Below are 13,764 nucleotides of genomic sequence, written 5' to 3'. Positions count from 1 at the left end.
TGCTGGATACATTCGATCCACTAAAGCATATCGTCCTTGGACATTGATTCACAAAGAATTGTATTCAACGCGTGCAGAGGCGATGAAGAGAGAAACGTTGTTGAAGAGTTCGAGTGGCAGGAAGTTAGTAGCGGAGTTCATAGAAAATTGGCATGCACAAGGTTTGTCCGTGGCGCTACAAGCGCCACGAGATCGCGTCCCGACGAAGTCGGGACGGACTAAACCTGCATAGTGGGTAACTGCTATCGAGGGTTCTGAGCCGAAGGCTTATGCGCCTCTGGCGCAGAATCCCTCTCTCTCCGCTAAACTACGTCGCGTAAAATATCGCGCGATGTCGTTGTGCAGGCAAGTCCTGAAAGATGGATGAGCGTCTCGTATCTTCGGGACGCTTTTTTTATATCGCAGGTTATTGAAAATGGAAAATCAAATTCGCGTTCGTTTTGCACCAAGCCCTACGGGATATTTACACGTCGGGGGATTGCGTACAGCACTCTATAATTATCTCTTAGCAAAACATTTTGGCGGTAAATTCATTCTTCGCATTGAAGATACCGATCAATCGCGCAAAGCAGAAGGTGCAGTTGAAAATCTCATTGAAACATTGAAATGGTCTGGAGTTGAATATGACGAAGGACCAGATCGCGATGGCGGCTACGGTCCGTATGTACAATCTCAACGGTTAGAATTGTACCGCACGTATGCGCAAGAACTTATCAGCAAGGATAAGGCGTACCATTGCTTCTGCACATCCGAACGGCTACAGGAAGTTCGTCAGAAACAATTGGCTGCAAAACTCTCTACTTCGTACGACCGACATTGCCGTAATGTGTCTCGTGAAGAAGCGGAACGCCGAATTGCTGCTGGCGAGCACTATGTTATCCGCATGAAAATACCGCTCGAAGGTGAATTATCATTTGATGATGTTATTCGCGGCAAGGTGACCATTTCTTATAACATGATAGATGATCAAGTACTCATCAAGTCGGATGGATTTCCAACATATCATCTTGCGGTTGTTGTCGATGATCATCTCATGGGAATTACACACGTCATTCGCGGTGAAGAGTGGCTGTCGAGTGTACCGAAACATATTCTGCTCTATCAATATTTCGGATGGGAAATACCTGTACTTGCACATCTTCCCTTATTGTTGAATCCCGATAAATCCAAACTCAGCAAGCGGCAAGGAGATGTGGCGGTAGAAGATTATCGCGCCAAAGGGTATCTCAAGGAAGCACTTGTAAATTTTATTGCGTTCCTCGGCTGGAATCCAGGGGATGAACGGGAAATATTCTTTATGGAACAGCTTATTCAGGAATTTACATTGGAACGTGTAGGTAAATCCGGCGCGGTGTTCAATATCGAAAAATTGAACTGGCTCAATCAACAGCATATCAAACTTAAATCGAATGAAGAACTTGCTCAACTCATTAAACCGCAGATGCAATCTGTTCAATTAGCGGATGTTGATAATAGTTATTTTCTCAACATCATTGGATTATTGAAAGAGCGGCTGAGCTTTCCGAAGGATTTTATTGAGATGAGCACATATTTCTTTCGTGATCCTGAATTGTTCGATGAAGCGGGACTGAAAAAATATTGGGAACCAGAGACAGATGGTCAATTAAAATTGCTCGCTGACCGTCTTGAATCGCTTTTGGAATTTTCTCATACTTCCGTCGAAACAGCATTACGGCAATTAGCTGAAGAGCTTCAGATCAAGCCGACGAAACTTATCCATCCAACGCGGCTGGCGCTTTCCGGGAGAACCATAGGTCCGGGATTATTTGAAATGATAGAACTGCTTGGGAAAGAAACAGTCGTTCGTCGTTTGCGCCGCGCGATAGAAAAATTCAAAGTGGTGTAAGTTGCCTTTCCGGCTTTGGTTCTCTATATTCATCTGCCTTGAAAAGAACATTCTATGCCAAAACAACGAAAAAAAATTTTAGGTATTATTCGTTTGCACAATGCGGTGTTTTATGCGTACCATGGCGTGCTTTTAGACGAGCAAAACCTTGGCGGTAAGTTTGAGGTGGATGTCGATTTGCATTGCGATCTTTCCCGGGGAGCAAAGAGCGATCACCTTGATGATACCGTCAATTATGAGCGTGTCTACGATTGTATTCGCACGCTGGTGCTGGAGAAAAAACATTTACTGCTTGAGTCGCTTGCAAGCGCAGTCGGCAGAGGTATTCTAAAAAATTTTTCCAGAGTGCATTCTGTAACAGTAAAAGTCCGCAAACCAAGCGCACCCGTTAAAGGTATTATTGATTACGTGGAAGTAGAACTCACTGAAACGCGGAGGTAACTGAAAAAGATGAGTCGGATTTTTATAGGATTAGGATCGAATCTTGGAGATCGGGTAAAATATTTGCATCGAGCGCTATCTGAGTTGGAAAATTTGCATCAAACGACCGTGAAGAAATATTCGTCGATTTATGAAACGGAACCGGTCGGAGTAATAGAACAGCCGAAGTTTTTGAATATGGTGGCTGAGTTGGATTCCACACTGCGTCCAGATGATCTTGTTCGTCAACTGAAAGAAATCGAACTTCGCGTTGGCAGAACATTTCGTGAACATTGGGGACCGCGCGAAATTGACCTTGACCTGCTGTATTATGGCGGTGAAATGCTGAATGAGACAGCATTGCAGGTGCCGCATCCGGAAATTTCCAACCGGCGGTTCGTTCTTGTGCCTCTTAAAGAAATTGCCGCAGAATTCCAAGATCCTTTGCGGCACCTCAGCGTTGAGGAACTACTCCAACGTTGTTCGAACACCAGCGCCGTGCGCAAAACGAATCAACAAATATCTTTGCAGGTAAAAGTATGACGGCAGAGCTTCCCTCCGAAATTCATTACATTGCAATTGAAGGAGTTATTGGCGTTGGGAAAACAACATTAGCTCGGATGTTGTCTGACCAGTTGGGTGCACGTTTGGTGCTGGAAAAATTTGAAGAAAACCCTTTCCTCCCAAACTTTTACAAGGACCCGGAACATTACGCTTTTCAGACGCAAATATTTTTCCTGCTCAGCCGGTACCGGCAGCAGCAGGAATTATTCCAAGCCGATCTCTTCCATGCACATATCGTATCCGACTACATTTTTGAGAAGGATAAAATATTTGCGTACCTGACATTGCGTGATGATGAATTGAAACTATACGAGAATCTACTCGTCGCCATTGAGAAAACGATTCCGCCGCCCGACCTTGTTATTTATCTCCAATCGAGCAACGACCGCCTTTTGGCAAACATTAAGAAACGCGGGCGAGAGATGGAGAAAAACATGTCGGATGAATATATTAAAGAACTGAATGAAGCGTATAACTATTTCTTTTTCCGCTACAAATCTACACCGCTGCTTATCGTCAAAGCGACGGATATCGACTTCGTGAATAACCCGGAACATTTCGAAGATCTGCTGACGCAAATACTCCGTCCGAATAAAGCGCCGGTGGAATATTATAATCCGCTTGTGAAGAAGTAGTATGATTCGTTTATTTATATTTACACTTGTTCGTTTTTTCTTTATAGCACTTGCTATTTACGTAGCACTTACACTTCTGAAGAAAATTATCCAATCCTTGCAGGGACGCTCCCATCCATCCCCAGGCACATTCCAGCAAAAGAATGAACCAAAGCCAAAGGAAGATTACAAAGATGTAAAAGACGCAAAATTTGTCGAGCTTCCGAATAAACATACCGAAGATCATCAAGATTCGCCGAGTTGAATCGTATACCTAAAGTACATCATTTCGTTTGAACAAGTCCGGTTAGTTTCCTATATTTTGCAAATACTTTTTATCACTTTGAATGGCATTGTATGGCCCGAATCTATATTAACGAATTAGCCCAGCATGTGGGTGAAGAAGTTCAGCTGCATGGATGGGTCTATAATAAACGTTCCAGTGGAAAAGTAAAATTTCTCCTTTTACGGGATGGGACAGGTATTGTTCAAGCTGTCATTGTGAAAGGGCAGGTATCGGATGAAGTGATCAACCTCTTTGAGTCGTTGACACAAGAGTCTTCTTTATCAATTCGAGGTAAGGTAAGAAAAGAAGACCGCGCTCCCGGAGGATATGAATTGGATTTGACTGATATTCCAAAGATCTATCAAATTGCTCATGAATATCCCATCACTCCTAAGGAGCATGGGATCGAGTTTCTGGCAGATCGGCGCCATCTCTGGTTGCGTTCGGCACGCCAGCATGCAATTATGCGTGTGCGGCACCGTATCATCAAAGCGATTCGCGATTTCTTTGATGGACGCGGATTCACGCTTGTCGATTCACCGATCCTTACTCCTGCCGCCTGCGAGGGAACTTCGACTCTTTTTGATACCGACTATTTCGATCTTGGAAAAGCATACCTCACGCAGTCAGGGCAATTGTATGCGGAAGCAAGCGCGATGGCGATGGGGAAAGTGTACTGCTTCGGTCCAACATTCCGTGCAGAAAAATCAAAAACGCGCCGCCACCTAACAGAATTTTGGATGGTGGAGCCGGAAGTTGCTTTTAACGACTTGAATGATGATATGGATCTGGCGGAAGATTTTTTAGAATACATTGTTCAAAGCGTTTTGAAAGATTGTTTGCCGGAATTGAAAGCACTGGAGCGTGATATTACGAAACTCCAGAATGTGAAAAAACCGCTGCCGCGTATTACGTATGATGAAGCAGTGAAAATTCTTCTTGATAAAGGATTGCCGTTTGAGTGGGGAAATGATCTTGGCGGCACTGATGAAACCGTTGTTTCCGAACAATTTGATCGTCCGGTGATGGTGCATCGCTACCCGTCTGAAGTGAAAGCATTTTATATGAAGCGCGATCCGGATAATCTGAAAGTCGCTCTTGCCGTTGATGTACTTGCGCCGGAAGGATACGGTGAAATTATCGGCGGCAGTCAACGCGAAGACGATTTAGATGTTCTGCTTGCGCGAATCAAGGAACATAAACTTCCACAGGAAGCGTTCGAGTGGTATGTCGATTTGCGTCGGTTCGGCAGTGTTCCACATTCTGGGTTTGGACTTGGTGTAGAACGTACCGTTGGCTGGATTTGTGGATTAGAGCATGTACGCGAAACAATTCCATTCCCGCGCATGATTTATCGTAATACGCCTTAAACGGACAATGCATTCCATCTACCATTGTTCATGATGTTCTAGGTATCGGTGATTGAATATGCTGAAAATTAGTAACTTGCGAAAAGAGTATGATAACGTTGTTGCAGTGGACGGCGTTTCGCTCGAAGTCAAGCGGGGTGAATTGTTTGGCTTGCTCGGTCCCAATGGAGCCGGCAAGACAACCACCATTCGCACGGTGCTGAACATCATTCAACCGGACAGCGGCGAGATTAGATTTGACGGCAAGCCGTTTACTCAAGAGATGTGGAATAGTATCGGTTACTTGCCGGAAGAACGAGGATTATATCGCAAAAGTAAAATCATAAACACAATTTTATATTTTGCATCTCTCAAGGGATTAGCTGCTAAGCAAGCCAAGCCGCTGGCGTTCTATTGGCTGGAGCGATTCGGATTGAAAAATGAAGGTCACCGGAAAATCGAGGAGCTTTCAAAAGGAAATCAACAGAAAGTTCAACTCATCCTTTCCATTCTCCACCGTCCGGAACTGCTGATTCTTGACGAGCCATTCACCGGCCTTGATCCCGTCAACCAGGTTCTTTTGAAAGATGTTTTGCTGGAACTTCGTCAGCAGAATACCGCCATCGTTTTCTCGACACATCAAATGGAACAAGTAGAAAAGATGTGCGACAATATTTGTTTGATTAATAAAGGGAAACCGGTGCTCAGCGGAGAACTCTTCGAGATTAAAAAACAGTACGGAACGAATTCCATCCATCTTGAATATGAAGGCGATGGTGAATTCCTGAAAAGCTTTAGTTTCATCCGTCGGGCGGACGTCTATCAGAATTATGCTGAACTTGAGCTTACCGATATTTCTAAGAGCAGCGAATTGCTTGTGAGTCTCAACGGAAAACTATCGTTGAGAAAATTTGAAATTGTCGAACCCTCACTGAATTCTATTTTTATCAATGTTGTTGGCGGTCCTGAAAAAATTGAACAAGCAAGCGAGAAACCAATTCCTGTTTCGCAAATACAGCAAAAATCGACCGATGCCCTTGTGATGAAAGAAGGACGAGTTCGGAAAGCATTGTTTTCATTGATTGGAATGGCTATTCTCACTCTTGCCTTTACAATGTTTGCTTTGAGTCAAATACATCCGCAGCTCATGACTGTTGGAATCTTATCTGCCGTGACAATCTTGAGTGCTGTTCGGTTTTTCCAAACGAAGAAAAAAGTGAAACAAGAATTCATATCAAAGGCATCTCCGAAGGAACGGTTATGAAATCTAAAGCGTTCCAAGTTGCAGTATGGGAATTTAGTGAAAAGGTTAAGTCGAAAGCGTTTATTATCTCGCTTGTTGTTATGCCGGTTATAATGGTTCTGTTTGGCGTTTTACCGGGGCTGCTTATATCGCGGCCTGATGCAGATGCAACTGTCGTTGGAATAATTGATGAAACCGATAGCATCGTTGGCCCGCTTGCTAGGAGACTTGACGAAAAATATAAATTACCGGATGGTCAACCTAACTATGTTATAAGGAATCTAAGTTTACCAGGAGCTACTGAAAAAAAGAAGATGACAGCGAACAGCATGGTGACGACAGGAGATATAACAGGTTATTTTTATTTTCCTCCGGTCATCTTCGATAGCGGCAAAGTTGAATATCGATCAGAAAATGTAAGTAATATTAAAATTCAAGAACGATTTTCTCGAACGATAGAAGAAGTCATCGTCGAAAGTCGGATTCTTAAACAAGGATTGGATCCGGCACTCATTAAAAAAATTACAGCGGATATCAATGTCAAATCCATTAAAGTTTCCGAAAAAGGCGATGAAAAGGAAACGGGGTTTCTCGAAACATTTTTCAGCGGTTACGTTGTTATTATGATGTTAATGTTTTTAGTGTTGACTTCGGGTCAGCTTCTTATACGGAGTGTTGTAGAAGAAAAAACGAACCGTGTTATTGAAGTGCTCCTTTCATCTTGCTCTGCTAGAGATTTGATGGTGGGAAAAATCCTTGGGCTGAGCGGGCTTGGAATTGTGCAAATGCTGATTTGGGGGATGATTGGCTTTGCTGTATCGTTAAAAACAGGGGCAAACATCTTCACAACTATGAATCTGATGCTTTCACTTGTTTATTTTATCTTGGGATATATTTTCTATTCTGCAATATTCGTTGCGGCAGGTTCTCCAGTGACGACCGAGCAGGAAGCGCAGCAAATTACAACGTATGTAAGTTTGTTGCTTGTGTTTCCAATGGTCCTTGCCATGCCTGTCATGCAAAATGCAAATTCGGTTTGGATAAAAGTGCTCTCTTTTATTCCATTACTGACACCAACATTGATGGTTTTGCGAATTTCCGTGCAGATGCCGGCGACATGGGAAATTATTGGCACTATTGCACTTCTTATTATTTCTTCCATTGTTATGATGTGGGCAGCGGGGAAAATATTCCGAGTAGCAGTATTGTCCTACGGGAAAAGGCCGACACTCCCTGAACTTCTTCGCTGGGTGCGTGAGAAATGATCTATTTTGTGTTAACTAATTAGTATGGATTGAAAACGTGACACTCGAAGAAATATTATTTTATATTTTTGCGACGGGCGGAATCGTCTCTGCAATGCTCGTTGTAACGCGCCGTAATCCAATCATCTCTGCAATATATCTCATAGTGAATTTCTTCTGCCTTGCCGGCATTTATCTGACACTGCATGCACAGTTCATTGCCGTCATTCAAATTCTTGTCTATGCAGGCGCTATTATGGTATTGTTTGTCTTCGTTATTATGCTGCTCAATCTTGGCGACGAACGCCGTTTACGCGACGGATTCACATGGAAGAAAGTCGCTGCTGGCGGCTTCAGCTTCGGTGTACTCATGGAGTTGATTTATATATTTATGATGCAAACCGGAACGCCATCCATCGAAATGGAGCGAGCGACAAATATCGGGACGGTGGAGGCAGTCGGACGTGTGCTGTTCACACGCTTCCTGTTTCCATTCGAAGTGACATCGCTTTTGCTTACAGCGGCGATTGTCGGTGCAATTGTTCTTGCAAAGAAGAAACTCAATTAGTTTAGTATTTTTAATTTTACATTAAAACATTTTTCATTGAGTATGGTTCCATTAAATTCATACTTGATTCTCAGCGCAGTGATGTTCATTATTGGCGCAATGGGTGTGGTGACACGACGCAATGCAATTATTGTATTCCTGTCCATCGAGCTCATGTTGAATTCCGTCAATCTCACACTTGTTGCTTTTTCAGCGTTCTTCGGAGATGCGACCGGTCAAGTGCTCGTGTTCTTTGTGATGACGGTAGCGGCGGCGGAAGCGGCGGTTGGCCTTGCAATAGTTATTGCCCTCTTCCGACGCAAACAAACAATCAATTTAGATGAAATTAATATTATGAAGTGGTAATTCGAAAAAAAAGGTAGAAGGTAGAAGGTAGAAGGGAAGAAATCCCTCATACCTAAATTCTAAATATTAGACTCTAGAAAAATGTTCTCATACGCGCCATTAATTATTGTCTTTCCTTTTATAGGATTCCTCGTTCTCGGAATTTTCGGTTCGCGGATGAAGAATGAAAAACTCGTTGGAGCGATCGGCTGTGGTACAGTAGGATTTTCCTTCTTATTTGCTTTAATACTTTTCGTACAGATGTTGGGCGTTGAACCGGAGCAGCGAAAGCAGTCGGTGGAATTATTCACGTGGCTCTCAACGTTCACTGGTTCATCAAGCTCGCTCACCGTCAACGTTGCCTATCAAATTGACCAGTTATCGATTTTAATGACGCTTATTGTAACCGGAGTTGGATTTTTAATTCATATTTATTCCATTGGTTATATGCATGACGACGCCGGATTTTGGCGCTTCTTTGCCTATCTGAACCTTTTTATCTTTGCAATGCTCACTCTTGTTCTTGCTGATAATTTCCTGCTCATGTTTCTCGGCTGGGAAGGCGTTGGGCTTTGTTCCTATTTGCTCATAGGATTTTGGTACGAAAAGAAATTCACAGGCGACGCTGCAAAAAAGGCCTTTATCGTCAATCGTATCGGCGACTTTGGATTTATTCTTGGCATGCTGTTGATATATTCCACGTTTGGCAGTCTGAACTTTAACGCTGTATTTAACTCGGCATCACTGTTGTCGGTGGGGAATACGACTGCTTTATGGATTACACTCTTGCTTTTCGTTGGTGCGATGGGCAAATCGGCGCAGATTCCATTATATGTTTGGCTGCCTGATGCAATGGCCGGTCCTACGCCGGTAAGTGCATTGATCCATGCCGCAACAATGGTAACGGCCGGTGTATATATGGTCGCACGCTGTTCAATTCTTTTTGCACTCGCTCCGGTGACCATGGAGTTTATAGCAATTGTTGGTGCAGTGACGGCTGTATTCGCAGCGACTATTGGATTGGTGCAGAATGATATCAAGAAGGTGCTTGCGTATTCCACAATCAGCCAGCTTGGGTACATGTTTCTTGCAATGGGTGTGGCGGCATTCAGCGCCGGCATCTTTCATCTGATGACGCACGCGTTTTTCAAAGCACTTCTCTTCCTTGGATCCGGCGCTGTCATACACGCGATGCACGATGAGCAGGATATTCAAAAGATGGGCGGATTGAAAAAATACTTACCTGTCACATATAAAACATTTCTTATTGGCGCGATTGCAATTGCGGGCATTCCGCCTTTCGCTGGATTTTTTAGTAAAGATGAAATTCTCTGGAGAGCGTTTAGCAGTGAACAAGGATCATGGATACTTTGGCTGCTTGGAGTTTTTGGAGCGGCAATGACGGCGTTCTATATGTTCCGACTGGTGACACTTACATTTGAAGGAAAAGAGCGATTCTCCACCAAAGGCGGATCCGCCTCTGGCGGAGATCATCATCATGTACATCCTCATGAAGCACCAAAAACAATGACCGTACCGCTCATTATTCTTGCTGTGCTGTCGATCATCGGAGGATTCGTCGGTATCCCGCACGTAAGCGCTATCGAGAACTGGCTTGAACCTGTCTTCTCTCCAGCGCAATATAAATTACTTGCTGGTGAACATGCCGGTGGAATCATGGAATACCTGCTGATGTTTGTTTCAGTTGCCATTGCCGCCTCCTGTATTTATGTTGCGCGTTGGATATATCTCCAGCGTGAAGAACTCGCTGTATCTCTTGCGAAACGGTATCCTCGAATCTATCGCACACTGCTCAACAAATATTACGTCGATGAAATATATGATGCAGTGATTGTTGATCCCACGGTGAAAATATCAAACGATATACTCTGGAAGGCGATGGACGTTACCATGATTGATGGATCGGTCAATGGTTCAGCGAAAATTATCAACGGTGTCGGTCAAATACTTCGGAAAATTCAAACAGGTGTGGCGCAGTCGTATGCAGTAGTGTTCATTGGCGGTATCCTTTTTGTGATCACGTGGCTGTTGTTGAGGTAACATAAAAATGGAATTGATACGATGATTTCTGAATTCATCTTGACGGCGATAATATTTCTTCCGCTCTTCTTTGCTGTCATCGTTCTTTTTCTTCCGGAAGAGAACGACCGTGGTATTAAGCTGATTGGATTTGGAGGGACAGCGCTGACTTTTATTGTCTCGCTCGTTCTTTATTTCGGATTTGATGCAGCCGTTTTGGGATTTCAATTTCAGCAAAAAGCTGTCTGGATAAGCAGTTTGAATATCAGCTATCACGTTGGCATTGATGGGATGTCGTTGCTGCTGATTCTGCTGACGACATTTCTGACACCGCTGGCGCTCTTGGGAACGTGGAATGCTATTCAGAAACAGATTAGAAATTATACAGCGATGGTGCTGTTGCTGGAAGTTGGAATGATCGGCGTCTTTGCATCGCTCGATTTGTTCCTCTTCTACATTTTCTGGGAAGCAATGCTTATTCCGATGTACTTTATCATCGGAATTTGGGGCGGACAAAACCGCATTTACGCAGCAGTAAAATTCTTTCTCTATACATTATTCGGCAGTCTATTGATGCTTGTCGCAATTATTTCACTGGCGTATTTTGCATCGACTGTTCCGGGCGGACAATTCACAACCAACTTGCTTGATCTCTATCGTATTGCACCGATGCTCCCCGTCGACCTGCAGATGTGGATGTTTGCGGCGTTCGGATTGAGTTTTGCTATTAAAGTACCACTGTGGCCATTGCATACGTGGCTGCCCGATGCCCACGTCGAAGCACCAACGGCTGGCAGCGTCATTCTTGCCGGTATTTTATTGAAGATGGGCACATACGGCTTTATCCGCTTCAATCTGCCGCTCTTTGCCGAAGCATCGCTGCGTGCGGTACCACTTATGTGCACGCTCGCTGTCATCGGAATTGTCTACGGAGCATTAGTAGCAATGGTGCAAACCGATATCAAGAAACTTGTTGCATATTCGTCTGTCTCGCACCTGGGATTTGTAATGCTTGGAATATTTTCGATGACCGAAGAAGGATTGCAAGGCGCAATCATTCAGATGATTAACCACGGACTTTCGACCGGCGCACTCTTCCTCCTTGTTGGTATGATTTACGATCGCACACACACGCGGTTAATTGCAGACTACGGCGGAGTAGCGAAGCTAATGCCGATTTTTGCAACCTTCTTCATGATTGTTTCCTTCTCGTCTATCGGCTTGCCTGGATTGAACGGTTTCGTTGGTGAATTCTTGATCATGATAGGATCGTTTAAATCAACGTTGATAGATAATCGAATCTTTACTGCGGTCGCCGGTCTTGGCATTATCTTCTCAGCTGTCTATATGCTGTGGATGTATCAGCGTGTCATGTTTGGACCTGCGCATCAAGATGGTCTTTATGGCGGACATCATCTTATCGATTTGACAAAACGAGAAATCGCTGTGCTCGTTCCGATTGTACTCTTCATCGTATGGATTGGTGTTTATCCGAAGCCTTTCCTCAGCAAATCTGCTCCATTAGTGAAACAAACGGTCGAGCAGATGGAAAGCGTGAAACGTGGATCGCAGGTACGATTCATCGGTTCATTACAGCTTCAATCTGAAAAATAATTGAAATCACAAACTAAAAATATTGTCTGGAAATTTGCCGTTATCGCTGTCGTTGTGATGGCGTTGTATAATTTCTTCGGCTCTTATCTGATGGCTGTAGAAGTAATACCTGTAAATGCGTGGTATATAGCACCGTTCCTTCTATTGCTCCTATCAATTGCGATCATGCCGTTTATCGACAGGAATTGGTGGGAAAAGAATTATCCGCTAGTTGCGTTCACTCTGGGATTCGTTGTCGTTTTCTATTACTCATTTTCGCTTCACAATACTCCGCGTCTTTTTCTAACATCGTATGAATATATAAGTTTTATCTCGCTGATCGGATCATTGTTTGTCGTGTCAGGTGGAGTCCATCTTCGAATACGCGGAAAGTCAACGCCGAGAGGAAATGTCGCATTGCTTGCCACCGGTGCAGTTATTGCAAATATTCTTGGTACAACCGGTGCGTCGATGCTGTTGATTCGCCCATTTATTCGGATGAATAAGTACCGCATTAAGGGTTATCATGTTGTTTTTTTTATTTTCCTTGTTAGCAACATTGGCGGTGCGTTAACACCGATCGGCGATCCTCCATTGTTTCTCGGATTTCTCAAAGGTGTTCCTTTTTTCTGGATAATCACCCGTGTTTCTTCTATCTGGATATTGACGATAGGAATGATCCTGATAATATTTTATGTGATCGATGTGTACAACTTTCGGAAGGAATCGGTCGCGGCAAAGGAATCGACAATTGAAATTGACGAGCCGGAAGTATCCGGATTGCACAACATCGTATTTCTTCTCATTATTATTGCGGCCGTTTTTATAGAATCGCCTGCGCCATTGATGCTGCGGGAAGTACTTATGTGGAGCGCGGCGCTCGCATCGTTTCTGACAACAAAGGAAGAAATTCACCAGAAGAATGATTTTAACTTTGTGCCGCTGAAAGAAGTGGCAATATTATTTGCTGGAATTTTTGCTACGATGCTACCGGCGCTTGATTGGCTGGAATTGAATGCGGTAAGCATTGGCATTGTAACGCCGGGACAATATTTCTGGGGATCAGGAATTTTGTCAAGCGTGCTCGACAATGCGCCGACATATTTAAATTTTCTCACAGCAGCATTCGGATTGCACGGAGCGAATGTGGACAATGTGCAGCACATGAACCTGATGCTTGGTCTTACAACTCCATCAGCGGCTGGTTTACCGAATCCGCTGCAAGCTAGTGCATTGGAGATTACGTCGCAGTCATGGCGTTATGTACAGGCGATTTCAATTGGTGCAGTGTTTTTTGGTGCAAACACATATATTGGCAACGGGCCAAATTTTATGGTGAAATCCATAGCTGAACAATCCGGAGTTCAGTGCCCAAGCTTCTTCGGTTATATCGCGAAGTATTCGCTGCCGATTTTGTTTCCAATATTTGCATGTATCTGGTATCTCTTTTTCCGGATCTAAGCGTTCACTTTTTTATGAACGACTGTTTAGAGCAAATTTAAGTAAATTGTCAATAAATCGAGTTTCACGAAAAAGCATCTTGGATGAATAAAGATTGACAAATACGATAATTATTGCCACGACGCCTGCCGGCAGGCAGGTTTATGTCGAGGATAAATAGATGTGGCTCAAGCCGTAACATTTATATTATT

General features: G+C 43.7%; 14 protein-coding genes. All 14 read left to right on the top strand.

Annotated elements, in window-relative coordinates; genetic code table 11:
- The coding region (locus NTX44_03525) for a hypothetical protein (GenBank protein ID MCX6120673.1) at positions 1-232 on the top strand (232 nt) is incomplete at its 5' end.
- A gap of 183 nt (positions 233-415) precedes the next feature.
- Positions 416-1,867 (top strand): glutamate--tRNA ligase, encoded by a 1,452-nt coding sequence (gene gltX, locus NTX44_03520; protein ID MCX6120672.1) that lies wholly within the window; start codon positions 416-418, stop codon positions 1,865-1,867.
- Between the two features lie 54 nt (positions 1,868-1,921).
- The gene (folB, locus tag NTX44_03515; GenBank protein MCX6120671.1) at positions 1,922-2,308 is read left to right on the top strand and encodes a dihydroneopterin aldolase; all 387 of its coding nucleotides are present in this window, start codon (positions 1,922-1,924) and stop codon (positions 2,306-2,308) included.
- A gap of 9 nt (positions 2,309-2,317) precedes the next feature.
- On the top strand, positions 2,318-2,830 hold the full coding sequence (gene folK / locus NTX44_03510; protein ID MCX6120670.1) for a 2-amino-4-hydroxy-6-hydroxymethyldihydropteridine diphosphokinase: 513 nt from the start codon (positions 2,318-2,320) through the stop codon (positions 2,828-2,830).
- Complete coding sequence (locus NTX44_03505; protein MCX6120669.1) at positions 2,767-3,486, top strand: deoxynucleoside kinase; 720 nt, start codon at positions 2,767-2,769, stop codon at positions 3,484-3,486. The genes folK and NTX44_03505 overlap by 64 nt, the downstream gene beginning before the upstream one ends.
- Position 3,487: 1 nt before the next feature.
- On the top strand, positions 3,488-3,730 hold the full coding sequence (locus NTX44_03500) for a hypothetical protein (protein MCX6120668.1): 243 nt from the start codon (positions 3,488-3,490) through the stop codon (positions 3,728-3,730).
- A 92-nt stretch (positions 3,731-3,822) separates the two neighbouring features.
- Entirely contained in the window at positions 3,823-5,121 is a 1,299-nt protein-coding gene (gene asnS, locus NTX44_03495; protein ID MCX6120667.1) for an asparagine--tRNA ligase, read from the top strand.
- A 58-nt stretch (positions 5,122-5,179) separates the two neighbouring features.
- Positions 5,180-6,364 (top strand): ATP-binding cassette domain-containing protein, encoded by a 1,185-nt coding sequence (locus tag NTX44_03490; GenBank protein ID MCX6120666.1) that lies wholly within the window; start codon positions 5,180-5,182, stop codon positions 6,362-6,364.
- Complete coding sequence (locus NTX44_03485) at positions 6,361-7,608, top strand: ABC transporter permease (protein MCX6120665.1); 1,248 nt, start codon at positions 6,361-6,363, stop codon at positions 7,606-7,608. The genes NTX44_03490 and NTX44_03485 overlap by 4 nt, the downstream gene beginning before the upstream one ends.
- Before the next feature lie 37 nt (positions 7,609-7,645).
- Positions 7,646-8,155 (top strand): NADH-quinone oxidoreductase subunit J, encoded by a 510-nt coding sequence (locus NTX44_03480; GenBank protein MCX6120664.1) that lies wholly within the window; start codon positions 7,646-7,648, stop codon positions 8,153-8,155.
- 42 nt (positions 8,156-8,197) lie between these two features.
- The gene (gene nuoK, locus NTX44_03475) at positions 8,198-8,500 is read left to right on the top strand and encodes an NADH-quinone oxidoreductase subunit NuoK (protein ID MCX6120663.1); all 303 of its coding nucleotides are present in this window, start codon (positions 8,198-8,200) and stop codon (positions 8,498-8,500) included.
- Between the two features lie 81 nt (positions 8,501-8,581).
- Entirely contained in the window at positions 8,582-10,540 is a 1,959-nt protein-coding gene (nuoL, locus tag NTX44_03470) for an NADH-quinone oxidoreductase subunit L (protein ID MCX6120662.1), read from the top strand.
- 21 nt (positions 10,541-10,561) lie between these two features.
- A complete protein-coding gene (locus NTX44_03465) occupies positions 10,562-12,133 on the top strand; it encodes an NADH-quinone oxidoreductase subunit M (GenBank protein MCX6120661.1) in 1,572 nt (523 codons plus the stop codon).
- Positions 12,134-13,573, top strand: a complete 1,440-nt coding sequence (locus tag NTX44_03460; protein ID MCX6120660.1) for a sodium:proton antiporter — start codon at positions 12,134-12,136, stop codon at positions 13,571-13,573. It begins immediately after the preceding gene.
- Positions 13,574-13,764 lie beyond the last annotated feature (191 nt).

It is taken from the genome of Ignavibacteriales bacterium (assembly GCA_026390575.1).
Taxonomy (GTDB): domain Bacteria; phylum Bacteroidota; class Ignavibacteria; order UBA10030; family UBA10030; genus Fen-1298.
The sequence above is the reverse complement of the archived record's forward strand: the minus strand, read 5'-3'. Positions and strand labels throughout refer to the sequence as shown.

Bases quoted from the DNA above. Each gene is read 5' to 3' on its own strand.
- folK (MCX6120670.1), top strand. From the start codon at position 2,318: ATGAGTCGGATTTTTATAGGATTAGGATCGAATCTTGGAGATCGGGTA.
- NTX44_03500 (MCX6120668.1), top strand. From the start codon at position 3,488: ATGATTCGTTTATTTATATTTACACTTGTTCGTTTTTTCTTTATAGCA.
- asnS (MCX6120667.1), top strand. From the start codon at position 3,823: ATGGCCCGAATCTATATTAACGAATTAGCCCAGCATGTGGGTGAAGAA.
- NTX44_03465 (MCX6120661.1), top strand. From the start codon at position 10,562: ATGATTTCTGAATTCATCTTGACGGCGATAATATTTCTTCCGCTCTTC.
- nuoK (MCX6120663.1), top strand. From the start codon at position 8,198: ATGGTTCCATTAAATTCATACTTGATTCTCAGCGCAGTGATGTTCATT.
- NTX44_03490 (MCX6120666.1), top strand. From the start codon at position 5,180: ATGCTGAAAATTAGTAACTTGCGAAAAGAGTATGATAACGTTGTTGCA.
- gltX (MCX6120672.1), top strand. From the start codon at position 416: ATGGAAAATCAAATTCGCGTTCGTTTTGCACCAAGCCCTACGGGATAT.
- NTX44_03485 (MCX6120665.1), top strand. From the start codon at position 6,361: ATGAAATCTAAAGCGTTCCAAGTTGCAGTATGGGAATTTAGTGAAAAG.
- folB (MCX6120671.1), top strand. From the start codon at position 1,922: ATGCCAAAACAACGAAAAAAAATTTTAGGTATTATTCGTTTGCACAAT.
- nuoL (MCX6120662.1), top strand. From the start codon at position 8,582: ATGTTCTCATACGCGCCATTAATTATTGTCTTTCCTTTTATAGGATTC.